Below are 25045 nucleotides of genomic sequence, written 5' to 3' on the forward strand. Positions count from 1 at the left end.
ACTATCTCTGGAGAGTATTTGTGAAAATTTTGGTTCCCGTGAAGCGGGTTGTTGATTACAACGTGAAGGTCCGTGTCAAGGCCGATGGTTCCGGTGTCGATCTGGCCAACGTCAAGATGAGCATGAACCCCTTTGACGAAATCGCCGTTGAAGAAGCCGTTCGTCTCAAAGAAGCCGGCATCGCCACGGAGGTCATCGCCGTCTCCTGCGGCGTTACCGCCTGCCAGGAAACCCTGCGCACCGCCATGGCCATCGGTGCCGACCGCGGCATCCTGGTCGAAACCGATGTCGACCTACAACCGCTGGCCGTCGCCAAACTCCTCAAGGCCCTCTGCGACAAGGAACAACCGCAACTCGTCATCTGCGGCAAACAAGCCATCGACGACGACGCCAACCAGACCGGTCAGATGCTCGCCGCCCTGCAAGCCTGGCCGCAAGCCACCTTCGCTTCCAATGTCGTCATCGCTGGTGGTAAGGCCACCGTCACCCGCGAAATCGACGGCGGCCTCGAAACCCTCGAAATCACCCTGCCGGCCGTCGTTTCAACTGACCTGCGTTTGAACGAGCCGCGCTACGCCACGCTCCCCAACATCATGAAAGCCAAGAAAAAGCCGCTCGACACCGTCAAGCCGGCCGATCTTGGCGTCGACGTCACCCCGCGCCTGACCACCCTCAAAGTCGCCGAACCCGCCAAGCGCAGTGCCGGCGTCCGGGTTGCCGATGTCGCCGAACTCGTCAACAAACTCAAGAACGAAGCCAAGGTGATCTGATCATGACCATTCTCGTCATTGCCGAACACGACAACCAGTCCCTTAAGGCCGCCACCCTCAACACCGTCGCTGCGGCAGCGAAAATCGGTGGCGACATCCATGTCCTCGTCGCCGGCTGCAACTGCACTGCCGCCGCCCAGGAAGCCGCCACCCTCAGCGGCGTGAGCACCGTCAAAGTCGCCGACGCCGCCCACTACCAGAGCCAGACGGCCGAGAATCTGACCGCACTAGTCATCGCCAACGCATCGGGTTACAGCCACATCCTCGCCCCGGCCACCACCTTCGGCAAGAACCTCATGCCGCGCGTCGCCGCATTGCTCGACGTCGCCCAGATCTCCGAAATCATCGGCGTTGAGTCCGCCGACACCTTCGTCCGTCCGACCTACGCCGGCAATGCCCTGGCTACCGTGCAGAGCGCCGACAAGGTCAAAGTCATCACCGTGCGCACGACCGCCTTTGATGCGGTCAACCGGGAAAATGCCGCCAAAATCGAAAGCGTCGTCGCAACTGCCGACACCGCTCAAAGCACCCTGACCAACCGCGAACTGACCAAGTCCGAGCGTCCCGAACTCGGTGCCGCCAAGATCATCGTCTCCGGCGGCCGTGGCCTGGGCAGTGGCGAGAACTATCACACCCTGCTCGAACCGCTCGCCGACAAGCTCGGTGCCGCCCTCGGTGCATCGCGTGCAGCGGTCGATGCCGGTTTCGTGCCGAACGACTACCAGGTTGGACAGACCGGCAAGATCGTCGCCCCGCAGCTTTACATCGCGGTCGGTATTTCCGGTGCCATCCAGCATCTGGCCGGGATGAAGGAGTCGAAGATCATCGTCGCCATCAACAAGGATCCCGATGCGCCGATCTTCCAGGTGGCGGATTACGGGCTGGTCGCTGATCTCTTCGAAACCGTGCCGACATTTACGCAATTCTCTTTATGACCTTTCTAGTCAGGTACTGGATTTGCCGGAATTTGCACCAAGCTTGAGGCAAGCTGGCAATTCCAATATTTGAAGAACTCGGGTGTCCCTTCCGCTCCAACCGGTTTCCCTTATTGCAATCGCTTGACTCTGTAGTCACTCAAGGGTTTCTAATGCGGGAAACAAGGAGAACGCCATGAGTCTTGATACCAACCCGAAGCCCCTTCAGAAAGCTGCCCATTGCGGATGTGCGGGCGGCTGTTCAGCAGCAGTGCCCACAGCCGCAGAAATCCCGGCAGCCGCCGATCTCGCTCAAAGCGATGGCGTGCCGATCTTCGTGATTCCCACCATGGACTGCCCGAACGAGGAGAATGACATCCGTCGTGCGGTGGCCGGTATCGAGGGCGTCCGTTCCCTGCGTTTCCAACTGTCGGCGCGCACGGTTGCGATTGATGCGACGACGGAAGCCCTTGATGCAGCCTTGGCTGCCATCCGTAAAGCCGGCTTTACGCCCAAGCCGGTGTCTGCAGCTCAGGCGGCAACAAAGAACGTTGGCGTCAGTGATCTCTGGCGAAGTGTTCTGGCGCTCGGGCTGGCCGTCGGTGCGGAAGCGCTGGATTTCTTCGCGCCCGATACCTTGCCTTTCAAGGGTATCGGTATGGCATTGGCCATCGTCGCCATCTGGCTGTCCGGCATTTCTACCTATACTAAAGGCGTGGCGGCATTACGGCGCGGGCAATTGAACATGAACGCGCTGATGGGCGTTGCCGTGACCGGCGCCTTCCTCATTGGACAATGGCCCGAGGCGGCGATGGTCATGGCCTTGTATGCCATTGCCGAACTGATCGAAGCCCGCTCGGTGGATCGGGCGCGTAACGCCATCAAGGGCCTGCTCGACCTGACGCCGGAGACGGCGGAAGTTCGGCAGGCCGATGGGACGTGGCGGGAAGTACCGGCGGCGGAGGTAAAGCTGGAATCCTGCGTTCGGGTCAAACCCGGCGCCCGGATACCGCTTGACGGTCAAGTGACGGCCGGAAGCAGTGCGGTCAATCAGGCACCGGTCACCGGCGAAAGCATCCCGATTGACAAGGCGGCAGGCGACCCGGTGTTTGCTGGCACGATCAACGAAACCGGCACTCTGGAGTTTCGTGTGACGGCCGCTGCCGACAACACCACGCTGGCCCGCATCATCCACGCCGTCGAACAGGCGCAGGGGACGCAAGCGCCGACCCAACGCTTCGTTGACCGGTTTGCCGCAATCTACACGCCGACCGTGTTCGGCATCGCTGTTGCCGTGGCTGTTCTGACGCCCTGGCTGCTCGGCTGGACCTGGACGCAGGCGCTCTACAAAGCCCTGGTGCTGCTGGTTATTGCTTGCCCCTGCGCGCTGGTGATCGCCACGCCGGTAACGGTCGTTAGCGGGCTGGCCGCAGCAGCCCGACGCGGCATCCTGATCAAGGGCGGTGTCTATCTTGAGGAGGCCCGTAAACTCCGCGTCATTGCCCTCGACAAGACCGGCACCATTACCGAAGGCAAACCCCGTCTGGTCGCCACCGAACTGCTGCCCTCGACGGTTCCTGAATCCCAAGTGCTTGCCTGGGCGGCCAGCCTGGCCGGGCACTCGGACCATCCAGTCTCCAAGGCGATTGCAACCGGTCTCAAGCTTCCGGAAAATGGCTTGACCGATTTTGTCGCCCTTGCCGGACGGGGCGTGGAAGCGAGGGCCGACGGCCAACTGCTGATCCTCGGCAATCATCGCCTGATCGAGGAGCGCGGGCTGTGTAGTGCCGAAATCGAGGCTCGCCTTCAGGCGCACGAGACGCAAGGCCGGACGGTGACCATGCTGGCGACGGCACAGCAAGTGCTGGCAATTTTTGCGGTGGCGGACACCATCAAGGAAAGCTCGCGGGAGGCAGTGGCCGATCTGCACCGTCTCGGTGTCGTCTCAGTCATGCTGACCGGCGACAATGCAGCGACGGCCGCCAGCATCGCCAAGGAAGCAGGCATCGACGACGCCCGAGGCAATCTGCTCCCTGAGGACAAGCTGGCGGCTATTGAAGACTTGCAGCGTCGCCATGGCCCGACCGCGATGACCGGTGACGGCATCAACGACGCACCGGCGCTGGCGCGTGCCAACATCGGCGTGGCGATGGGTGCGGCCGGAACAGACACAGCAATGGAAGCGGCCGACGTGGTTATCATGAACGACGATCTGCGGCGTATTCCCGAGACCATTCGCCTGTCCCGAAGCACCCATGCGGTGCTCTGGCAAAACATCGGGATGGCACTGGGGATCAAGGCGATCTTTCTCGGATTGGCCATTTTGGGTAACGCCACCATGTGGATGGCGGTGTTTGCGGACATGGGCGCGAGCCTGCTGGTGGTTTTCAACGGCCTGCGCCTGCTCCGCAAATGATCCCGGATAAGCCCATGATGGACCGTTGCCGCTGGCTGGGGTTGGCCATCGGTGTGGCCTTGGCGGACCAAGGGGTCAAGCATTGGATCGTAGCGACCTTCCCTTTGGGCACTGGCGCAACGGTATTGCCGTTTTTCAACCTCGTTCACATCCTGAATAGCGGTGCAGCCTTCAGTTTTCTTGCGGATGCCGGCGGCTGGCAACGCTATGCCTTCATTGCTCTCGCCGTGGTCGTCTCGGGGGGATTAAGCGTCATGTTGCTCAAAGGCGTGGCGAACCGTTGGGAAAGCTGGGGGTATAGCCTGCTTCTCGGCGGTGCCGTCGGCAACCTGGTAGATCGCCTGTTCCAGGGAGCGGTCGTGGATTATCTGGACTTCCATGCCGGCGCCTGGCACTGGCCAGCCTTCAATCTCGCCGATACGGCGCTTTGTCTGAGCGCCGTGATTCTTCTTTGGGGGGCCTTGCTGTCTTCAGCTCAAAGCAAGGCGACCCTTTAGCGAGAGCGCAGGAAATTTCGATGCAACCCCTGGCCACAAACCGAAACGAGGAACACAAATTGGCTCAACGATCTTTCTCCCTGTTTGACCGTCGCACCTTGTCTGCCTTGATGCTCATGAGCGTGGTTCATTGCGCTTCGGCCGCCGAGGAACCCTTGCCTCCCGATCAGGCCTTTCGGTTTAATGCGTCCCTGAAGGGTAGCGATACGGTGGTGGCTGAGATCATTCCTGCCAAGAAGCACTACCTCTACAAGAACAAGGTCCGCTTTGCCTTGAAGAACGCCAGCGGCGTCCTCATCAAGGAGGTCAAGCTACCTTCCGGCGAGATGAAGAACGATCCCTATTTTGGGCTGATCGAAGTCTATAAATCGCCCGTCGTCGCGGAAATCATGCTGGAGCGCGCGCCAAAGGCCAAAACGATCACCCTTTATGCGTCTTATCAAGGGTGCAATGAGAAACTCGGCGTCTGTTATCCGCCCATCGAGAAAACCGTTGATATGAAATTCCCCCAGTAGCCGGCAGAGCTTCCGGTCTAATTGACGGCTAATGCCAAAATACGAATAATTCCCATCCATGCTTCGCCATCCCCGCTTCCGCTCCTTCCTCGCGACATTGCTGGCCTTTTGCCTGGTCAGTGTGTCGCTGTGGAGCTATGGGGCGGAAGCGACCGCCGATGCGGTGTCGTACGAAATCGCCCACTTTTCCCCCATGCCGGGTGATTTACCTGATTCAGGCTTTGCCGACCAGCATTGCAACCAAGGTTGCCATGCGCAGTCCCATCTGACCGGGACGGAGTGCGGTCATGCACCACACTTCCCGATACTCTTCACTGCCCAACAACACCTGAGCGGGCCGGACCGGGCGCGAGTCCCGAGCCGCCCGAGCGACGGACCCTTCCGTCCCCCGCGAACCTCCTTTCAAGCCTGAATTCCGTCATTTGTCTTGACCCACGGCGGGCGCCGTCGCGCCTGCCAGTGCTTGAAAGGTATTATCCATGCAATTTTGCGGCTATCTTGCCGCGGTGCGCCCGTCGCGGCGCGCCGTCAGTATCCTGGCCGGGGCATGCCTTGCCCTGGCCCTCCCCCTGGCGTCGGCCCGAGCGGCCGCTTCCCTGACCCTCGACGAAGCCTGGCGCCTGGCCGAAACCGCCAACCCGACCCTGCGCACAGCGCAGGCCAGGCTGGCGGCAGCCGAGGGCGAACTCACCGATGCGCGCAGTCTTCTCTGGAACAATCCTCAGCTCGCCCTTGAGCAGGCACGGCGAAAAGTCCCGCAGCCGGGCCTCGCCGCCGACAAGCAGCGGGAGTGGAACGCCGGCATTGCGCAGACCTTCGAAATCGCCGGGCAGCAAGCTTACCGCCGTGAGGCGGCCAGCCAGGAACTGGAGGCCTTGCAGGCAGCGCTGCGGGAGGCGCGTCGCCAAGTCCGCGTCGACATCGAACAGCGCTTTGTGCAGGTGCTGGCCTTGCAGCTGCGCATTGCCACCGAGGAAGAAGCGCTCAGGTTGGTCGACAACGCCGCAGCGGCCGTGCAGAAGCGGGTGGCGGCGGGCGAGGACAGCCGCCTCGACGGCAACCTGGCAGCGGTAGAGGCGGAGCGCGGACGCAACCAGCTTGCCTCCCTGCGGGAACGGCTCACCGAGGCCCGGGCCGAGCTGGCCAGCGCCCTACAACAGGCGCCCGACAGCCTGCCCGAGGTCGCCGGCGAGCTGACACCCGCGGCCCCGAGCTACACCCTCGATCAGTTGCTCGCGACGGCGCGCTCGCGGCCGCAGTTGCAGGCCCTGGAACGACGGGAAGCGGCGGCGGCCAGCCGCCTCGGCCTGGAGCGGGCCGCGGTCTACCCGGACATCACCCTTGGCTTGACGGCCGGCCGCGAAGGGCCCAACGACGCCCGGGAAAAGGTGGTCGGCCTCAGCCTGTCGTTGCCGCTACCGCTCTTTCGCCGCAACGCCGCGGGCATTGGCCGGGCCAGCAGCGAACTTGCCCAGCTGCAGATCGAGCGGCAGGTCGTCGGCCGCGACATCCCCGCCCAGGTACGCGCCCTGTGGCTCAACGTCGACAGCCTGCGGGCCCGGGTGAAGCGCCTGGAGGAGATGGTGCTGGCCAGCCTTGATCAAAACCAGCGCCTGTCGGCCACCGCCTATCGCGCCGGCGAGATCGGCCTCCTGCAGCTCATCGTGGTGAATCGGCAGGTGCTCGACGGGCGCCGCGACCTGGTCGATGCCCGCAGTGAACTGCGGCTGGCCACCATCGCCCTCGAAGCCGCGGCCGGCTGGCCAGGGGCCGGAGAAGCCCGATGAATCCGCAGTCGATGATTTCCAACCGCAAGAATTCTTCCAAAAGGCAATCCATGCCAGTATTTTCCCTTCGGCGCGCCGCCTGGCTCGCCTGCCTGGCCGGGGCGTTCGTCCTGGCCGCCTGCAACAAGCCTGATCCTGCGCCGGCCGAGGCAAAGCCGGCGCCCGTCGCCAAGGAAGAAATGGTCCCTGCCAAGAACCCGGAGGACAAGGAGGGCGACGACAAGCCGGCCGAAGCTGCTGAAGCAGGACAATTGAAGTTGTCCGCCGAGGAAATTGAGACCGCCGGCATCCAGGTCGAAGCGCTGGCGGCGCAATCGGTCGCCGACCAGGTGGTGCTGACCGCCACCATCCGCGCCAACCAGGAGCGCATCGCCCATGTCGCACCTCGGGTGTCGGCGCGCATCACACAAGTCAAGGCCAAGCTCGGCGACAACGTGAAGGCCGGTCAGCCCCTGGCGCTCTTGGACAGTATGGAACTGGGCGAGGCCCACTCCGCCTATCGCCAGGCGCAAAGCCAGTTGGCGCTGGCCAAGGCCGATTTCGAGCGGGCCCAGAAGCTCAAGGCCGAGGAAATCATTCCCGACAAGGATTACCTGCGCGCCCGCAGTGAGTACGAAAAGGCCCGCGCCAGTCTGCGCGCTGCCGACGACCGCCTGCGGCTCCTCGATGCCGCGCACGACGAGTCGGACACCGGCCCGGTCTCGTTGTTTCCGGTCAAGGCGCCGTTTGCCGGCACGGTGATCGAGAAGAGCGCGGTATTGGGCGAACTGGCCCAACCGGACAAGAGCCTCTTTACCGTGGCCGACCTGTCGACCCTGTGGATCGAAGCCAACCTGTTCGAGAAAGACCTCGGCCGGGTGCGAGTGGGAGCGCCGGCCATGGTGACGGTGAGCGCCTATCCCGGTGAAGCGTTCCAGGGCCGGCTGACCTATATCAGCAGCACCGTGGACAGGGAAACCCGGGCGGTGCAGGCGCGGGTCGAGGTCCCCAACCCGGACCGGCGCCTGAAGCCCGAGATGTTCGCGACGGCGGCCATCGCCACCGCTTCCACGACCGAGGCGCTGACCCTGCCGCAGGCGGCGGTGTTGCTGGTGAACGGCCAGCCCACGGCCTTTGTCCGCGAAGCGGGTGGCTTCGAACCCCGTGCCGTCGAAGTGGGCGACAAGGTCGGCAAGCGCATTGTCCTCACGAGCGGCGTCAAGGCCGGCGAGTCGGTGGTGGTGGCGGGCGCCTATGCGCTCAAGGCACGCCTCCTCAAGTCGCAAATCGGCGACGCGGACTGAGGGGTCGTCATGCTTAATAACATTGTCGATATCTCGCTGCGCTACAAGGTGCTGGTCCTGGTGGGTTTCCTGCTTGTCGTGGTCTTCGGCATTCAGGCATTCCGCACGGTGCCGGTGGATGCCTTCCCGGACGTAACGCCGGTACAGGTCAATATCTATACCGAATCGCCAGGGCTGGCCGCCGAGGACGTCGAGAAACTCCTCACTTTCCCGGTGGAAACCGCCATGGCCGGCCTGCCCGGGGTCGAGGAAATCCGCTCGGTGTCCCTGTTCGGGCTCTCCTACGTGAGCGTCTATTTCAAGGACAACGTGGATATCTATTTCGCCCGCCGCCTGGCCGGCGAAAAACTCCTGGAAGCGAAAGAGCGGATTCCCGAGGGCTATGGCGAACCATCTCTGGGGCCGAATAGCTCCGGATTAGGCCAGGTGTTCTGGTACACCGTCGAATCCGCTGATAAGAAACTCTCGACCATGGACCTGCGCACCCTGCAGGACTGGAACGTGCGGCTCATGCTGCGCACGGCCTCCGGCGTCGATGATGTGGTTTCCTGGGGCGGCGACGAGAAGCAGTTCCAGGTGCTCATCCAGCCGCAGAAACTGATCAAGTACGGCCTCAGCTTCAAGGCGGTGATGGAGGCGCTGACCGCCAACAATCGCCAGGTCGGTGGCCAGTACGTGAATCTCGGCCAGGAGCAGTACCTGGTGCGCGGCCTGGGATTGGTCGCCAATAGCCGCGACATCGGCAACATCGTGATCACCCAGCACGACGGCGCACCGATCTATGTGCGCGACGTGGCCGAAGTGAAGGAGGCGCCCGGCCTGCGTTTCGGCGCGGTGACCAAGGACGGCCGGGAAGTGGTGCTGGGACAGGCACTGGCCCGCATCAACGAAAATGCCAAGAGCGTCGTCGATGCGGTAAAAACCAAGCTCAAGGTGGCCCAGCAGGCATTGCCGGCGGGCGTGACCATCACCCCGGAGTACGACCGCACTGAACTGGTCGAGAAGGCCCTCAAGACGGCGGAGAATGCGCTGCTGGAAGGCTCGATCCTGGTGGCGGTCGTCCTCTTCCTGTTCCTCGGGGAAATCCGTTCGGCCATCGTCGTGGTCGTCACCCTGCCGCTCGCCATGCTGATCGCCTTCATCCTCATGCAGTTCTTCGGGATGTCGGCCAACCTGATGTCGCTGGCCGGTCTCGCCATCGGCATCGGCATGATGGTGGATGGCGCGGTGGTGATGGTGGAAAACAGCTTCCGCCTGCTCTCCCACCAGGCCGGCAAAGCGGTGAACAAGACGCACGTGATGCTGGAAGCAGCGCGGGAGGTGATCAACCCCATTGCCTTCGCCATCCTCATCATCATCGTCGTGTTCCTGCCGCTCTTCTCCCTGACCGGCCTGGAGGGCAAGCTGTTCAAGCCCATGGCGCTCACCATCGCCTTCGCCATGGTGGGCTCGCTCATCCTGACGCTCACCTTGGTGCCGGTGCTGGCGGCGCTGATCCTGAAACCGAAGGAAGAGAAGGACACCTTCATCCTGCGCCACGCCAAGCGGCTGTACCTGCCGCTGCTGGACTGGGCTCTCGACCGGAAGAAGCAAGTGATCGGCGGCGCCCTGGCGCTGCTGGTAGCGGCACTCGCCGTCTTCCCCTTCCTCGGCAAGGAATTCATGCCCACCCTGCAGGAGGGAACGCTCATCTTCCGCGTCACCGGCATTCCCTCCACTTCGCTGGAAGAGAGCCTCGGTGTCGCCAAGCGCATCGACACCGCCCTGAAACAGCAGTTCCCCCAGGTGACGTCCACCCTAGCCACCATCGGCCGCGCCGAGAAGGGCGAGACGGCGGACGTGAATTACATGGAAGTGCTGGTGGACCTGAAACCGGCGGACGAGTGGCCCGAACGCATGCCCATGCCGAAACTCGCCCATGAAATGCAGGAGTCCCTGGAAAAGGCCATTCCCACGGTGGTGTTTGCCTCCACTCAGCCCATCCAGATGCGGGTCGAGGAACTTATCTCCGGCGTGCGGGCGACCCTGGCCCTCAAGATCTACGGCGAGGATCTCGCGACGCTGGACCGTCTGGCCGGCCAGATGAAGGCCGTGCTCGACCAAGTGCCCGGTGCCGCCGACCTGTCCCTGGAGGCGAACAAGGGCAAGCCGCAGATGGTGATCAAGGTCAATCGCGACGAGGCAGCCCGCTACGGCATCAACGCTGACGAGATCCTGGAGGTGGTGCAGGCCGGCATCGGCGGCAAGACAGTGTCGACCATCATCGACGGCGTCAAGCGCTTCGATCTTCAGGTCCGGCTGGATGCAGCCTTCCGCGACAGCCAGCAGGCGATCGCCGACATCCCCATTCGCACCCAGTCCGGGGCGCTGGTGCCCTTGTCCCGGGTGGCCACGGTGGAGACGGACGAGGGCTACTCCTTTGTGCGCCGGGAACAGCTACAGCGCTACGCGGTGATCCAGATGGACGTGAAGGGACGTGACGTTGACGGCTTCGTGCAGGAAGCCGAGGCGAAGCTGCGGCAGCAGGTCAAGTTGCCGGCCGGCTACTGGATCGAGTGGGGCGGCGCCTTCGAAAACCAGCAGCGGGCCATGGCCCGGCTGGCGGTGATCGTGCCGCTGACCATCGGACTCATCTTCATCCTGCTGTACACCGCCTTCAACTCGCTCACCCATGCGACGCTGATCATCGCCAACGTGCCCTTCGCCGTCATCGGCGGCGTCTTCGGGCTGGCGCTCACCGGCCAGTATGTGTCGGTGCCTTCCGCCATCGGCTTCATCGCCGTCTTCGGCGTCGCCATGTTGAACGGCATCGTGCTGGTCTCCTTCCTCAACGACCAGCGGCAACGGGGCTTGTCCATCCGCGAGGCGGTGCGCCAGGGGGCCGCCTTGCGCCTGCGGCCGGTACTGATGACCGCTTCCGTGGCCATCCTGGGCCTCATCCCCATGCTGCTCTCGCAAGGGGTGGGCGCCGAAACCCAGCGACCGCTGGCCACCGTCGTGGTGGGCGGGCTGTTCACTTCCACGGCCCTGACCCTGCTCCTGCTGCCGCTCATGTACGAATGGGCGGAAGGCCGGCGGGAACGCAAGCAGACATCCATTTAACCGGACGCTGCGGTCCCACCTCCTGGGGCCGCGGCATGGAGAATCGACATGAAAGAGATCAAGGCATTTATCCGTCAACATCGCATCGCCGACGTGCTCGAAGCATTGCGGGATTCGGCACTGTGTCATTCCGGCGCGGGCGCCGGCTGCCACAACGTGACGGTATCCCGCGTGCAACGTCCGCTCACGGATGCCGACCCGACGCAGCAGCATTACTCGATGGAGTTGGCCGAACCCGTGGTGGCCGAATACAAGCTGGAACTCCTGTGCGCGGACGATCTGGCCGACTCCCTGGTGGACCTCATCGCGAAGGCGGCGCACACGGGGCAGCCCGAGGCAGGGTGGGTCGTCGTGAGCGAAGTTCAGCGGGCGGAGGAGATTCGGTGAGACTTCTGGTGGCAGGTAGGTAGCCGCTCTGGTCTTTGCCGTGCTGATTGCGGTTCACATCGCGGCGGCGCTGAAGCACCTGTAGCGAGACAAGGACGGCGTGTTTCAGCGGATGATGCCAAACTGGCAACAACATAATGGAGAACATTTTGATGCGAAAACTGATTACTGGCCTGCTGGCGGCCTTGGCGCTACAGAGTGTGCTGGCGGCAACACTGCCCGAAGTGACCGTCTATAAGGATCCCAATTGCGGTTGCTGCACCGAGTGGGCCAAGCACATGCAAGCGTCGGGCTTCACGGTGAAGCAGGTCAATTCCCAAGCCATGGACGTGGAACGGCAACGGTTTGGGGTGCCCCCGCATTTGGCCAGTTGCCATACTGCGAAAGTTGGCGGCTATACCGTGGAGGGCCATGTGCCGGCCTCCGCCGTCAAGAAAATGCTGGCCGAAAAGCCGTCGATACAGGGCCTGACTATTCCTGGAATGCCGGCGAACGCGCCAGGAATGGGGCAGCACCGTGAGGGAACGCTCAAGGTGTACACCTTGCCCAAAGCAGGTGAGTCGTCACGCATCTACTCGGTCGAGTAGGGCTGATTTCCAAAAGTGCGGTTTGGTGCGTTTTGGTAGTGCGGTACTGCCACAGGCTGCACCCGGCCACATTACTGACGTAGCTTGGGAGGTAAACTAATGGCTGCAATGGCCGATTTCCGGCCTCATGCTAGAGGCAACCGGCTGCACCTCCGTATTCCCGTTTGCCTGACTTCAATTGGATAGCTCAATCCAAAAAAAGAAGCTCCTCAAACGACAGGGGACCGAAGTCCCCTTGTAGTATTCGAATCAGTTGCAGTTCCTCAAGTCCTGCATCTGAAGCTCACTCTTTTTTGCCCAGCCCACAAACATTCCATCCTGAGAATTGGTGAGCCCGACATATTGACCACCGTTGGTCTGTGAAACCTTGTAGCCGGTATATTCTGATACGCTGCCAATCTTTGTGGTGGCAGCCATATCTGAGTAAGCAGCGACATTTGGTTTAGCAGCAACGACACATTGCTTCGCCCACTTATCAGCCGGAGTCTTTTGAGAGGGTTGTTGAGGCGGCTTCTTCGTGTACTCCATGTAGTACCACTCGATACGACCAGCAAAATCGTTGTAGGTTTGGTTGATGCAACGCATGGTCTTGCAATACTTGACGTTGGCGTCCGTGTTAGCGGACTTGTTCTGGATTTCAGCCCAGTGCTTCTGCATGAAGTCCGGATTCTGACGCAGCCAGTCCAGCTTCGGCTTAGCCCTGCCCAGAATTTCATTCGAACAATCCTGACGGTCCCAATCGCAGGCTTGCGCCAACGAAAAGAACGCCAGCCCGATGGCGAATGCAAAAATCGATTTCATAATTCTCCCTTAGATAACGCGCAGCGCCCGTTTCGCGCGCTACTTCATGTATTTGACAGTAACCGTACCGGCCAGCTTGTTCTTTCCGATCTCGTAGTCGGGATTGAAAGTGGCAAGGTTGTGCAACCCGATGCCGACGGCAGCCCCCAGGCCAACCACGGCGGCCGGACTGAAAGTTGCCGCCATCGTGGCAGAGCGGTACTCCGTAAAAACACGGCATTTAAGGTTCTGCTTTTCCAATCGGCCTTCGATTTTCTCAACCACGGCACTGATGTTGGACACGGCGACAACCTGGAACGACTCATGCCGCATGGCGAGCGTATCGAGCTTTTCCATAGTGAGTTCGTCGGCAGTGAATTTCTGAAGATCAATCGACATACGGTTCCTTTGAATGGTTGGTGAATACGCTCGTCACCTACGGACTACCGCGGCGCAATAGGGTCTGCTACTCGCCCTTGGTGCTTCATCCATTTCCCATAGACGGAAACAGCGATCACCGAGAGAGCACCCGCAACAAACGTGATCGCATAACTCGCCAGGGTTTCGAGGGGAGATTGGTTGTACATAGAAACGGCTCCTTAAAATGGGTCGTAAATGCCGTGGTCGTGAATGCATCATATCGTCACGATTCACGGCATGGCAAGGGTTTCCGCAAAGCTCGATCTCGACCAGGACCTCGTGAAACTGGGTAACGCCATCCGTACACGACGGATGGCGTTAGCCCTTTCCCAAGAGGCCCTGGCCGACTATGCTGAGATCGATCGCTCCCATATGGGCAAGATCGAACGGGGCGAACGGAATGTGACCTTCTTGAACATCTTGCGGATCGCCAAGGCCATTCAGTGTCAGCCATCCGATCTGCTGATCGACGCGGGACTCTGACGGATCAAGAGAAAGTGAGGGCTTCTGCCTTGGCTTCCAGTTTCTGACCCAACGTAGTGTGCTGTGGCGTTGCTGAAACAGATGAAGTTGCCTGCGAGTCGCTCACCGGTGCTGCAGAGAAGAACTCTTCCACCACATCACCGCCCTCGTCCTCACTTTCCTCAAACGCCCCATTGCCGAGCCCCAGCTTGGCTGTCTGATCCAAAGCTTCCTGATCAAATCCAGCCTGCCGACGCGCTTCATCGAGTTGCCTGGCCTGTTGGAGCATGTCTTCCGTCGATAGCCCTGAGCGAGGAGTGATATCCACATAGTAGATCGGCGTCCCCAAGCTCTGTCGCGTCGATTTCCCTCTCAAGCGGAGTTCCAATGCCAGACAGGACAGTTTGTTTCCCGAGATCGCCTGGAAGTACTGCAACCGCGCACTCAGGGTCCGAATGCTGTTGAATCCTGTCGTCCGAAAGACGAAGCTCCCCAGCGGATCATCGTCACCGAGCGCAACATTCAAACGCCCATACGGTTTGCAGGCATTTCCCTTGGCCAGAGGGCAAGCATCCGGCGACGGACACGGAAACGATTTGATGCCCTCTTCCGTCTGCCGCTTACAGTTTTGTCCATCACCGACACAAAGCGGACGCCCTGTGCTCCGGTCGAACAAGCTGTACTCCGCCCGGAAGTTGAGCTCGGGATCGTTGAACAACAAGCGGATCGGGATATTGCGAATCTTGCCGCCCTGTTCCTTGCGCAGGGTTTCATCCAGCGGATGCGGCACCCAGCCATCTTTGCTCTGTACCTGGCTGGTGATGGTGAATTGATCATCTTTCTCCGGCAGACGTTTACCGTTCTTCTCGACCACCTTGCCTATGGAGATGCGCCCGAGAATCGGCGGGGTAATACTGAGACCTTTCAACATATCAGTGACTCCTGTAAAAAATGCCTTCCGCCTGCACTGATTGGGGTGCAGGTCAGGAAGGCTGATTGGGTCGGATTGATGGGGTAGATCAGGCCACCAGGAAGCGTCGGCTGCCTGGCTTAGTCAGGGCGTAGCGCTGCTGGAAGTCGGGGTGATCCCTGAGCAGCCTGGTGATATCGAGCACGACGCTATCCTTGGCTTTCTTCCAGGTGACGCTGCCGGTTTCGAAGTTCGCCTGGGTAGCGGTGCCCATGGCTTGCTGCAGGGTCTGCTTAAGTTGTGCTTCCAGCTTCTCGGCCTCGGCGATGGTTTGCCGAACCGAGAGCCAATCGGCGAAGGTGGCCGAAAGGTTGCGTTCCTCGGTGAAGTCGAGCGTCTGGCCATCGTCTTCGGGAAAGAGACAACGCAAAGCCGTATCGGCCGAGTCGGAACCGTCTGCCGGTGGTGGCGTATCGGTCTCGACGTAGTGCCAGAAGTGCCGTTCGAGTTCGATCAACCGGGCAATCAAACGCTCATCGCGCTCGATCCGATGAATTTCCAGATGTTGTCCACCGAGCAGTACGGCAACATCAGCCGCTTGCTTGCCGGTGACAGCGAGCTGGTGCATGACCTGGAGCTGAACGTATTCGGGTACGCCTTCCTTCCAGAGCTTTGCACCGTTGATGCCGGCAGTCTTGCATTCGAGGATTTGCACCTCGCTGCAACCGGTGACTTCGCGGTCGATATTGGCCAGCATCCACGGCAAGCTGGGATCAGGATGCTGCAGGACGGCATTAATGCGCCGTACCCGATTGCCGGTGCGTTTGGTGTAGTGTGCTGCAACGATCGGTTCAAGGATGTTTCCCCAATACATCGGGCTCTCTTCATCGTGCGGATCGGCCTTGGGCAGGTTGCCATCACGACCGGTCTTCTCCAGCCACAGTTCGAGTTGGCTCTTGTAGGGGTTCAAGCCAACTGCGGTTGCGGCATCCGAACTCCCGATGCCTTGTTTGCGAACAGTGAGCCAATCATCTCGGGGCAAGTCCTTGGTCTTGACCAGTTTCAGTGCCGGACGATGCTTGATCGGACTGGCATTGGGTAAGGCGTGTGATTGCATGTTTTGATTCCTTCCAGAAATGCACAATGCCCAGTCAGCCGAATGGGCTGAACTGGGCATGTGCGAGGGATGAATGGTGAAATGAGGACTCAGGTCATGATCAGGCGACGAGTTGCAGGGCCGTATCGAGAGCGCGTTGTTTGAGGACAGCACCCTGACCGAACCACGCGGAATCGACGCGGTATTCGGTGCTACGTGCACGGCGCTCGTGATCCACGTACTCAGTCACGGCGTTGAGTAACCCCCACGCAGTTCCCTTGGCGGCATCAAGTTCTGCACCCTTACCTTGACCGTCGTAGAGTGCCTGGACGCGTTTCAAGGCACGTTCGTTGGCCAAGCCAGCCGATTCGACATTGCCCGGCTGGATATCGCACATCACCCGTAGAAAGTAGTTCATCGCTTCGTGGGATTTCACTTTGCGTTCGGCCAGTGTCTTCATGCGGTACATGAATCCGTCCCATTGCGAAACACTGATACCGAGTTGCTGCTTGACGGCCTGCGGATCGAAACGGGTGCTGTGCGGCACCTTGATCGCTTGGCTCGTGCCGTTCACGGCGATGGTCAGGGTGTTGTTGCAGACGACGCGGACGGTCGTCGGGGTTGCAACGGTCGCGAGTGTTCCGTCGCAACTTGTTGCCAAGAGCAAGTACCCCTGGACGACATCCTTGCCCTTCAAGGCAGTGGATTGACCTGTCTTGGCGAGCGCCCAGAATTTCTTGCCGCCTTTCAGTACCCCAGCCGTCTCTAGCTGGTAGCCAGAAACGTCGGTGAGATCGCGGTAGAACTCCAGGACCTCCTTTGGTTGGACAACTTGGTAGCGCTGCGAGACGACCGATAGCGCTTCCTTGGTATCGGAGCGATAGAGGACTTTCTGCTCTTCGAAAGAGTGAATGGTGCCGAGGCTACCGATGCTGTCAGCCATGAAGCGGACCGGGGATTCCTGGATGGTCCAGTCCATGCCCGCCGCTTTCTGCCAGGTTTCGAGGGGTTGCTTGGCTGGGAGGCGATTGCCGAAACCGTGCCAAGGTTCGGCGCCGATATAGGCCATTTGTTGGACGAGATGTGCCATGAGATTTCCTTTCGGGAATGAATGGGCGCAACCGCTCCGCCGAGTACACGGCAGAGACGGGTAGCTGTGAAGCAATGGGGGAGAAAAACGGGAACTGCGATGCCGTCCGTTGCTGACGGCCGAGATCAAACAAGCCGATCAGTAGGTGGTCGGCTCAGGTGCGGTGAGACTAAAACAGTGGTCGCAAGCAAGGCAGCGGTAATTGTCGAGGATGCGACGGTCGACAAGTTCGCCCAATCGGGCTCCGGATAGACCACCGGCCGTACCGCCGACTACGGCACCAAAGAGCGCACCGAGAACACCGCCGAAGACCATGCCAGGCGGACCGGCGACGATGCCGACGGTCATGCCGATTTCGATGCCAGACAGGCTACCGGTAGCACCGCCGACACAACCACCGACAGTGCCAATGAGGCCGGCAGTCTTGCGGGCACGGTTGCGGGTGATGATCCGCGAGGAATTGCAGTTAGGACAGGTTGAATTCATGGATTTCCCCTGGGTAGATAGAGCAAAAACGGGGAAATCACCTAAAACAAGGCCGTAGATAACGCTTTCAGGCCATACTTTCCCCGCTGCTAAGTAGTGATATGTGACTGAGAAAATCTGGAATCCGGCCCCGACCGGATAAAATTTCAGAATGCCTAAATCCTTGCCCACTCCGACCCCGACGCTCAATCGCCTACGTGCCGCCGCAGGCTTGGTACCCATCATCGAAACAGGATTAGTCGATGGCAAACTCACACAAGAGCGCGCCGCGCTCATGGCATCGTTCTGCGAATGGGCAATTCAAGAGACGATTCACAACGAGGATGAAAGCCTGTTGGCTGAATCGATCCATCAGGGGCTCGACCGTATAAAGCTGCAACTATCGAAACACACCTAGCACTTTTAGGACGTCCTTGGCGCAACCAGCCCTCACCAAACAGCAATCTGGCAAGGCATTTGGGATACCATGGAAACCATTCCAAACACATACTTGGGCTTCTCGATCTTCAAAAGATATCCGAAAGCCTGCCCCTGCCAAACTCTGTCTACCAAGGGCAACTTGAGAAGATGTGGCATCGGAGCATGGAGGAAGCCCAGCGAGCATGCAGCATGGAAACGCTTCGAGGTGGAGATGACAGAAGTTTTTACGTTCATCCAAGCAACAAAACGAAGCAGGCATCGAACCTAGAAGTCGAGCGTGACCTTATTGCCCAGGGGCTCTACCCCTCTTATCAAGCCGAGCAATGGGACCTCTCCCAGGAGTCGCCTTGGCAATATCCTAAGAGGCCCGAAAAACTCGTGTTTCTTTTGAAGGGTCGGGACACCCCTCTGGCCAAGCTGATTCGCTGCCTGGAGTCGCTCAGGCAACAGCAAGATCAAGATTTCGGCATCATTTTGATTGACGATGCCAGCGTACCTGGTCACTCCTGGCTGCTAAATCACTACCTTAAATCCCTCAAACCGCGTACGACGCTGGTCCGCCGAAGGGTTCGACAGGGCTATATCCCAAACTTCCTTCTGGCCTCTGACCTTTGTATTTACCCGGATACGCTGATCGCCGTATTGGACCAAGACGATGCTTTGATGAATAGGCATGTGGTGTCAGCACTCAAGCAAGCCAGATCAGACGGCGCCGACCTCATCAATGGCCTGATGTACCGGCCAAACAAACCAATGCACCTCTACTATGCCGATTACGTCAATCCCCGAAGCAAAGGCGGTGGTAACACTTGGACGCATCTACGAGCCTACACTAAGGAATTATTCGACAGGGTGCCAACTGATGAGTATCGGATTGACGGGGAATGGATATCAGACGTCTCTGATTACGCGACCATGCTCCCGATGGCAGAGATAGCCAGAAAACCAATTCAACTAACCGATAGGTACTTTCTTTGGCACGAACGCGAGACCTATTCGGCTGATCGTAAACAGGCACAAGGTCAATTAATTCAATACCTCCTGAATCGTCATCCAGGACATTCACGAGCAGACTGAACGCACAACCAGGCCGCACAAATCCAGAATTGAGTAGAAAGCGACTATGAGGTTAGCTCTGCCCGGCCATTTTCTTCATGGGAACTACGTTGTAATCGGTTTTTCCTGCCTCCAGAGCCGATAGCACCTTTGCCCACTTGCAAAGAGCATCCTTTCTCTCATCAAAATAATCGTGGCGGTTGTAGACTCCCTCCACCCCTTTGATTTTGTGATTGAGGCAGCGCTCTGCAACGAATGGATCGACGCCCAACGCAGCCAAATGCGTTCGTGCTGTACGTCGGAAATCGTGAATCGTAAAATTTTCGACGTCCTTAAGCTTAGGCCGAATATGTTTGGCCAGCGCTGCGTTCAGCGTGTTCAAATCAATATGCGGGATCATACGGTGCTGCATCTTGCGAGCAGGAAACACATATTTGCTGCCATTCGCCAAGCGATGTAGCTCTTTGAGCGTATCTACAGCCATCGGCGGTAACGGTATATCAATTGCGGCGCTTGTCTTGGTTCTCTCCTCTGGCAAGTGCCAGATTGCCTTATCCAAGTCGAACTCTGCCCAAGGAGCAGCGACAAGCTCTTCCTTTCGTACAGCAAGCAACAACAGCAACCGAATCGCATACATGTTCTCGATTGAGAAACATCCCAACATGTCGCGCATGGCAGCGAAAAGCTTGATGATTTCTTCGCTTGTTAGCCAACGCTCACGGCTTTCTTCTTTCCCGCCGGCATCTGAAGGGTCAAATGCACTGGCAGGGTTGTTTTCAACAATATGCCGTTTAATGGCGAAGTTGAAAATTCGTTTCGTCCAACGTAACACATCGTTTGCGACAGTTGGTGCGCCACGTTTAACGATCGCCTGCAACATGTCGTCAATGTCGCGAGGCTTAACATCTTCCGCTTTCATCTTGCCAAGCTTTGGCTTGATATCATTCTCAATGCGGCGACGAACAATGTCCGCATGCTTCCACTTCGGCAAAATAACCCGCTCATAAAACTGATCACAGAGCTGATTGACCGTCCATGCAGCTTTCTCCGCTTCAATCTTCTCTAAAGCCTCACGTTTTCTCTCCTGCTTCTCGCCAGCGACATCATGCCCAAGGGCAACTTTTGCAGAGAGTTCGCGTGCTGTTTCGCGAGCTTTAGCCAATGACAAAGCGGCAAAGCTACCCATGTTCATAATGCGTTGCTTGCCGGCAAAGCGATATCGAAACTTCCATACAGGGGAGCTAGCGCTGACGGGAAAGCTTAGATAGAGGCCATCGCCATCAGATCGACCTTCAAAGCGCTCGCCGTTTCTAATCCAGGCACGTATTTGTATGTCCGTTAATTTGCCCATGATTCCTCTCCGCCGAATTCGATAGTCACTGTCATGCGCTTCGCACCATGCAAGCTAGCTTCTCTGAGCAGCGCTGAAAACGTTCTAGCTAACTCTTGATCGCGATCTTTACGTCGTTTATTCCCGACCGCTGCGATCACGCTCTCATCGCTATCGATCAATTTCCGATAACTACGAGCCAGTTCCCGTGCAGATTCAAGTGAGACGGCAGGGTAGTTGCCCAGCGTAAGTTTGTGCTGCTCACCAAATTGGCGAAACCTGAATAGCCAAACAGGACGCTTTTGATCTGACCTGAAGCCTAGGTACAGGCCACCACCATCGCCGCGCATTTCAAATCGCTGCCCGCCTTCGATCCATTCGGCGATAAGTTCGTCAGTTAGCTTTTCCATTGGATGTGTGTACTAATTTCCGCATAGTGTATTCGTGAAAAATACACACTTAGGTACACACAAATGGTGCGCTCTTGTGAGGTGATATGCAACTACAAAAAATGAAAAACCCCCATTTTCAGGGGGTCTTGGACGGGGTGTAACTACGTGTGAGACAAGTTGAGACTTCACTCCAGATTCTGGATCTGTTCGCGCATCTGCTCGATCAGCAGCTTGAGATCCATGGATGCCTGGGAGACCTCGGTAATCGCTGACTTGGAACCCAGCGTGTTGGCTTCGCGATTCAATTCCTGCATCAGGAAATCGAGTCGCTTGCCACAGGCCCCACCCTGCTTCAGAACGCGCTCGACCTCGTCGAGGTGGGTGGTCAGACGGCTGAGTTCCTCGGCCACGTCGATGCGCGTGGCAAACACCGCCACTTCCTGCAGGATGCGATCGTCGCTGGCGTTACCCAGGGCCTCGGTCAGACGCTGGCGCAGCTTTTCGGTAAACAGGGCCTGCGCTTCGGGAATGCGGGGTGCGACACGACGCACGATGTCGCGCATGCCGTTGACCCGTTCGACGATCATGGTCGCCAGCTTGGCGCCTTCGCGACCGCGGCTGGCGGTAAAGTCGTCGAGCGCCTCGCGGGCCAGCGCCATGACCTCCGGCCCGAGCGCCGCAAAATCGACGCTCTGGTCACCGAACATGCCGGGCCAGCGCAGGGTTTCGTTCACACTCAGGGGGGCCGCATCGGGCAGCTGGGCACGCACCTGGGCGCTCAGCGCCTGCAGCATGGCGAGCAGATCGCCGTTGAGCTGAAGCTGCTCGGCTCTGGCCGCCGCCGCATTGAAGGACAATCGGCATTCGACCTTGCCGCGCGACAGGCGTGCGGAAAGCAGCTCACGCAGCGGCATTTCCAGCGCGCGCAAATCCTCGTTAACCCTGAAATGAAAATCCAGATAGCGGGAATTGACGCTTTTCAGTTCTATTTGCAGCGAACCGCGATCTACATCACGGGTTTTCACTGCATAACCAGTCATACTACAAATCATTATCGGGGAGTCTCCAGCTTTACAGGCCGGACAACACGCCCGAAAATGCCTGAAATTGCATCATAACCGCGAGCTCCATGGCGCAACAAGCCAATCAACCGTTACCCAACGGTCACCAACTTGAGGAATACACGATAGACCGCCAGCTTTCGCTCGGCGGTTTTTCCATCGTATACCTCGCGACCGCCCCCGAGGGGCGGCAGGTCGCCATCAAGGAATATTTGCCGAACAGCCTGGCGTTGCGCAGTCGCGGCGAGATCAACCCCGTCATCACGGCGGAACACCTGGGCGCCTTCCGCTACGGGATGAAATGCTTCTTCGAGGAGGGTCGCGCGCTGGCCCGCCTGTCGCACCCGAACGTGATCCGCGTGTTGAACTTCTTCCGCGCCAACGACACGGTGTACATGGTCATGGAATACGAGCACGGCCGGACGCTGCAGGAGTTCATCCAGAAGCACCAGGGACACATTTCGGAGCGCTTCATCCGCGGCGTGTTCACCCGCATGCTGAACGGCTTGCGCGAAGTGCATTCCAACAAGCTGTTGCACCTCGACCTGAAGCCGTCGAACATCTATCTGCGCGGCGACAACACGCCCGTGTTGATCGACTTCGGTGCCGCCCGCCAGACGCTGATCACCGACCAGCCGATCCTCAAGCCGATGTACACCCCGGGCTTCGCGTCGCCCGAACACTACGGCACGCGCAAGGACCTCGGCCCGTGGAGCGACATCTACAGTGTCGGCGCTTCGATGTACGCCTGCCTGGCCGGCGTCGCCCCGCAGGCTGCCGACAGCCGCATGAAGAAGGACACGCTGGCCCCGGCCATGGTGCGCTGGGATGGCCAGTATTCCGACCGCCTGCTCGAAATCATCGACTGGTGCCTGAATCTCAACCATCTGTACCGACCGCAAAGCGTTTTCGCGCTGCAGAAGGCGCTTGTCGAAGCCATTACCCCGCCCCGCCCGAAGACCAATCCTAACTGGCTTGGCCGTTTCGTGGATAAATTCAGGAATCCGCTGCGATGAGATTCACCATCTACCAGGAAAGCCGCGTCGGCGGCCGTGCCAACAACGAAGACCGGACAACCTACTGCTATTCCCGCGACGCCCTGCTGATGGTCGTCGCCGATGGCATGGGCGGCCATCACTATGGCGAGATCGCGGCGCAGATCGCCGTCCAGACGCTGGCCGATGCCTTCCAGCGCGAAGCCCGCCCGCTGCTGGCCGACCCCTTCCGCTTCCTGCTCAAGGGCATGACCAACGCCCATCACGCCATTCTCGACTACACCGCGCGCCACAAGCTGAGCGATACGCCACGCACCACCTGCGTTGCCTGCGTGGTGCAGGACAACGTCGCCTATTGGGCACACGCCGGCGATTCCCGCCTCTTCCTGATGCGCGATGGGCGCGTCATGGCGCAGACCAAGGATCATTCGCGCATTCGCCTGCTCATCGAGGAAGGCATGATCACCGAAACGCAGGCCGCCTTTCACCCCGACCGCAACAAGATCTACAGCTGCCTGGGCAGTCCGACGCCGCCGGAAATCGAGTTCTCGCGCAAGACGCCGCTCGACCATGGCGACATTCTGCTGCTGTGCACGGATGGTCTGTGGGGCGAAATTTCCGGCGACATGATGGCCGTCGCCCTGAAGGGCACCAACCTGCTGCAGACGATCCCGATGGTGCTCAACCAGGCCGATGCCAAGGGCGGCCCCCACCGCGACAACCTGTCGGTGGTCGCCGTGCGCTGGGAGGATGCCTATGTCGAAGAAGCCAGCAGCTCCATCTCGACACAGACCATGACCCAGGACGAAGTCACCACCCGCCTCGAGGAATTCGGCCGCAACCCGGCCTACAAGAGCGAGCTGAGCGAGAGCGAGATCGAGGATGCGATCGAGGAAATCCGCAACGCCATCGACAAATACAACCCGAAGAAATAAGGAAAGCCATGCGCCCCAGCCAACGCCAGCCGGACCAGCTCCGTAGCGTCAAGATCACCCGCAACTTCACCCGTCACGCCGAAGGCTCGGTGCTCATCGAGATGGGCGACACCCGCGTGCTGTGCACCGCCTCCGTCGAGGAGAACCTCCCGCCCTTCCTGCGCGGCAAGGGCCAGGGCTGGGTGACCGCCGAATACGGCATGCTGCCCCGCTCGACGCACACCCGCAGCGCCCGCGAGGCGGCCAAGGGAAAGCAGACCGGCCGCACCCAGGAAATCCAGCGCCTGATCGGCCGCAGCCTGCGTGCCGTCACCGACCTGAAGGCCCTCGGCGAACGCCAGATCACGCTCGATTGCGATGTGCTGCAGGCCGACGGCGGCACCCGCTGCGCCTCGATCACCGGCGCCTGGATCGCGCTTTATGAAGCCTGCGACAAACTGGTACAGGCCGGCAAACTGCCGGCCAACCCGATCCGCGATCACGTCGCGGCCATCTCGGTCGGCATCTTCGAGGGCAGCCCGGTCCTCGACCTCGATTATCCGGAAGACTCCAACTGCGACACCGACATGAACGTCATCATGACCGGCCAGGGCGGCATCGTCGAAGTCCAGGGCACCGCCGAAGGCGAGCCCTTCAGCCGCGAGCAGATGAACACCTTGATGGACCTTGCCCAGATGGGCATCCGCCAACTGGTCGCCGCCCAGGAAAGCGCGCTCGCTTCATGAAAAAGCTCGTCCTCGCCTCGAACAACGCCAAGAAGATGAAGGAACTGAACGCGCTGCTGGTGCCGCTCGGTTTCGAAGTCATACCGCAAGGGCAACTGGGCATTCCGGAAGCCGAGGAACCGCACGGTACCTTCGTCGAGAATGCGCTGGCCAAGGCCCGCCACGCCGCCAGCCTGTCCGGCCTGCCGGCGCTGGCCGACGATTCCGGCCTGTGCGTCAGGGCACTGGGTGGCGCCCCCGGCGTCATCTCGGCACGCTACGCTGGCGAACCGAAATTGGATGCCCGCAACAACGAAAAGCTCCTGGCCGAGCTGAGCACACAGTCCGACCGCCGCGCCCACTTCGTCAGTTGCCTGGTCCTGTGCCGCAGCGCCGATGACCCGCAGCCGATCATCGCCGAAGGCGAATGGCACGGCGAGATCGTCGACCAGTATCGTGGCGATGGCGGCTTCGGTTACGATCCGCTGTTCTTCGTCCCGGAATTCGGCAAGACCGCCGCCGAGCTCGATGCCGACACCAAGAACGCTGTCTCGCACCGTGGCCGTGCCATGCAAAAATTGATCGAACGCCTGCCGTCGCTGTAGGTCGAAATCGGCGCCCCGCCCGAGCAATCCGCCACCGGGCTTGGG

General features: G+C 59.9%; 26 protein-coding genes. 17 read left to right on the forward strand and 9 right to left on the reverse strand.

Features of this window, described 5'->3' with window-relative positions; all coding sequences use genetic code 11:
• Window positions 1–20: 20 nt before the first annotated feature.
• The 10 genes from F1002_RS05950 (at window position 21) to F1002_RS05995 (ending at window position 12258) form a co-directional block, all read left to right on the forward strand.
• Window positions 21–770, forward strand: coding sequence for an electron transfer flavoprotein subunit beta/FixA family protein (locus tag F1002_RS05950; RefSeq protein WP_150428103.1), 750 nt, complete (start codon window positions 21–23; stop codon window positions 768–770).
• 2 nt (window positions 771–772) lie between these two features.
• Window positions 773–1705, forward strand: a complete 933-nt coding sequence (locus tag F1002_RS05955) for an electron transfer flavoprotein subunit alpha/FixB family protein (RefSeq protein WP_150428104.1) — start codon at window positions 773–775, stop codon at window positions 1703–1705.
• Between the two features lie 175 nt (window positions 1706–1880).
• The gene (locus F1002_RS05960; RefSeq protein ID WP_150428105.1) at window positions 1881–4100 is read left to right on the forward strand and encodes a cation-translocating P-type ATPase; all 2220 of its coding nucleotides are present in this window, start codon (window positions 1881–1883) and stop codon (window positions 4098–4100) included.
• A complete protein-coding gene (gene lspA, locus F1002_RS05965; RefSeq protein WP_150428106.1) occupies window positions 4097–4597 on the forward strand; it encodes a signal peptidase II in 501 nt (166 codons plus the stop codon). Before F1002_RS05960 ends, lspA begins: the two co-directional genes overlap by 4 nt.
• Before the next feature lie 20 nt (window positions 4598–4617).
• On the forward strand, window positions 4618–5112 hold the full coding sequence (locus tag F1002_RS05970) for a protein-disulfide reductase DsbD N-terminal domain-containing protein (protein WP_150428107.1): 495 nt from the start codon (window positions 4618–4620) through the stop codon (window positions 5110–5112).
• Window positions 5113–5591: 479 nt separating this feature from the next.
• Window positions 5592–6899, forward strand: coding sequence for a TolC family protein (locus F1002_RS05975; protein WP_150428108.1), 1308 nt, complete (start codon window positions 5592–5594; stop codon window positions 6897–6899).
• A 50-nt stretch (window positions 6900–6949) separates the two neighbouring features.
• Window positions 6950–8182, forward strand: a complete 1233-nt coding sequence (locus tag F1002_RS05980; protein WP_150428109.1) for an efflux RND transporter periplasmic adaptor subunit — start codon at window positions 6950–6952, stop codon at window positions 8180–8182.
• 9 nt (window positions 8183–8191) lie between these two features.
• A complete protein-coding gene (locus tag F1002_RS05985) occupies window positions 8192–11284 on the forward strand; it encodes an efflux RND transporter permease subunit (protein ID WP_150428110.1) in 3093 nt (1030 codons plus the stop codon).
• Between the two features lie 48 nt (window positions 11285–11332).
• Entirely contained in the window at window positions 11333–11671 is a 339-nt protein-coding gene (locus tag F1002_RS05990; protein WP_150428111.1) for a P-II family nitrogen regulator, read from the forward strand.
• A 152-nt stretch (window positions 11672–11823) separates the two neighbouring features.
• Entirely contained in the window at window positions 11824–12258 is a 435-nt protein-coding gene (locus F1002_RS05995) for a DUF411 domain-containing protein (protein ID WP_370452120.1), read from the forward strand.
• Window positions 12259–12507: 249 nt separating this feature from the next.
• Here the strand turns inward: F1002_RS05995 and F1002_RS06000 are convergent, their stop codons facing one another.
• A complete protein-coding gene (locus F1002_RS06000; RefSeq protein ID WP_150428112.1) occupies window positions 12508–13059 on the reverse strand; it encodes a hypothetical protein in 552 nt (183 codons plus the stop codon).
• A 39-nt stretch (window positions 13060–13098) separates the two neighbouring features.
• Window positions 13099–13437 (reverse strand): hypothetical protein, encoded by a 339-nt coding sequence (locus F1002_RS06005; RefSeq protein WP_191090319.1) that lies wholly within the window; start codon window positions 13435–13437, stop codon window positions 13099–13101.
• 231 nt (window positions 13438–13668) lie between these two features.
• Here F1002_RS06005 and F1002_RS06010 point away from each other — a divergent pair, with 231 nt between their 5' ends.
• Window positions 13669–13941, forward strand: a complete 273-nt coding sequence (locus F1002_RS06010; protein ID WP_223879487.1) for a helix-turn-helix domain-containing protein — start codon at window positions 13669–13671, stop codon at window positions 13939–13941.
• Window positions 13942–13945: 4 nt separating this feature from the next.
• Here the strand turns inward: F1002_RS06010 and F1002_RS06015 are convergent, their stop codons facing one another.
• The 4 genes from F1002_RS06015 to F1002_RS06030 all read right to left on the reverse strand — a co-directional run bounded on the left by F1002_RS06015 (window position 13946) and on the right by F1002_RS06030 (window position 17502).
• Window positions 13946–14851 carry a hydrolase or metal-binding protein gene (locus F1002_RS06015; RefSeq protein WP_150428113.1) on the reverse strand — a complete coding sequence of 302 codons (906 nt, stop codon included), beginning with the start codon at window positions 14849–14851 and terminating at the stop codon, window positions 13946–13948.
• A gap of 88 nt (window positions 14852–14939) precedes the next feature.
• A complete protein-coding gene (locus tag F1002_RS06020; RefSeq protein WP_150428114.1) occupies window positions 14940–15947 on the reverse strand; it encodes a YqaJ viral recombinase family protein in 1008 nt (335 codons plus the stop codon).
• Between the two features lie 100 nt (window positions 15948–16047).
• Complete coding sequence (locus tag F1002_RS06025; protein ID WP_150428115.1) at window positions 16048–17016, reverse strand: DUF932 domain-containing protein; 969 nt, start codon at window positions 17014–17016, stop codon at window positions 16048–16050.
• Window positions 17017–17154: 138 nt separating this feature from the next.
• On the reverse strand, window positions 17155–17502 hold the full coding sequence (locus tag F1002_RS06030) for a hypothetical protein (protein ID WP_150428116.1): 348 nt from the start codon (window positions 17500–17502) through the stop codon (window positions 17155–17157).
• A gap of 151 nt (window positions 17503–17653) precedes the next feature.
• Here F1002_RS06030 and F1002_RS06035 point away from each other — a divergent pair, with 151 nt between their 5' ends.
• Entirely contained in the window at window positions 17654–17899 is a 246-nt protein-coding gene (locus tag F1002_RS06035; protein ID WP_150428117.1) for a hypothetical protein, read from the forward strand.
• A gap of 185 nt (window positions 17900–18084) precedes the next feature.
• Window positions 18085–18999 (forward strand): glycosyltransferase family A protein, encoded by a 915-nt coding sequence (locus tag F1002_RS06040; RefSeq protein ID WP_191090320.1) that lies wholly within the window; start codon window positions 18085–18087, stop codon window positions 18997–18999.
• Between the two features lie 52 nt (window positions 19000–19051).
• Here the strand turns inward: F1002_RS06040 and F1002_RS06045 are convergent, their stop codons facing one another.
• The 3 genes from F1002_RS06045 to F1002_RS06055 all read right to left on the reverse strand — a co-directional run bounded on the left by F1002_RS06045 (window position 19052) and on the right by F1002_RS06055 (window position 21752).
• Window positions 19052–20329, reverse strand: coding sequence for a site-specific integrase (locus F1002_RS06045; protein ID WP_150428119.1), 1278 nt, complete (start codon window positions 20327–20329; stop codon window positions 19052–19054).
• Complete coding sequence (locus tag F1002_RS06050; protein ID WP_150428120.1) at window positions 20317–20718, reverse strand: Arm DNA-binding domain-containing protein; 402 nt, start codon at window positions 20716–20718, stop codon at window positions 20317–20319. Before F1002_RS06050 ends, F1002_RS06045 begins: the two co-directional genes overlap by 13 nt.
• Window positions 20719–20885: 167 nt before the next feature.
• Window positions 20886–21752: a YicC/YloC family endoribonuclease gene (locus tag F1002_RS06055; protein WP_150428121.1), complete on the reverse strand. Its 867-nt coding sequence runs from the start codon at window positions 21750–21752 to the stop codon at window positions 20886–20888.
• 77 nt (window positions 21753–21829) lie between these two features.
• Here F1002_RS06055 and F1002_RS06060 point away from each other — a divergent pair, with 77 nt between their 5' ends.
• The 4 genes from F1002_RS06060 to rdgB are packed head-to-tail and all read left to right on the forward strand — an operon-like array spanning window position 21830 to window position 25000.
• Window positions 21830–22777 carry a serine/threonine-protein kinase gene (locus F1002_RS06060; protein WP_150428122.1) on the forward strand — a complete coding sequence of 316 codons (948 nt, stop codon included), beginning with the start codon at window positions 21830–21832 and terminating at the stop codon, window positions 22775–22777.
• Window positions 22774–23691, forward strand: coding sequence for a PP2C family serine/threonine-protein phosphatase (locus F1002_RS06065; RefSeq protein ID WP_150428123.1), 918 nt, complete (start codon window positions 22774–22776; stop codon window positions 23689–23691). Before F1002_RS06060 ends, F1002_RS06065 begins: the two co-directional genes overlap by 4 nt.
• An 8-nt stretch (window positions 23692–23699) precedes the next feature.
• The gene (gene rph / locus F1002_RS06070) at window positions 23700–24416 is read left to right on the forward strand and encodes a ribonuclease PH (protein ID WP_150428124.1); all 717 of its coding nucleotides are present in this window, start codon (window positions 23700–23702) and stop codon (window positions 24414–24416) included.
• Window positions 24413–25000, forward strand: coding sequence for an RdgB/HAM1 family non-canonical purine NTP pyrophosphatase (gene rdgB, locus F1002_RS06075; protein WP_150428125.1), 588 nt, complete (start codon window positions 24413–24415; stop codon window positions 24998–25000). The genes rph and rdgB overlap by 4 nt, the downstream gene beginning before the upstream one ends.
• The last annotated feature ends 45 nt before the right edge of the window (window positions 25001–25045 follow it).

The sequence above is a fragment of the Dechloromonas sp. CZR5 genome, assembly GCF_008711155.1.
Taxonomy (GTDB): Bacteria; Pseudomonadota; Gammaproteobacteria; order Burkholderiales; family Rhodocyclaceae; genus Azonexus.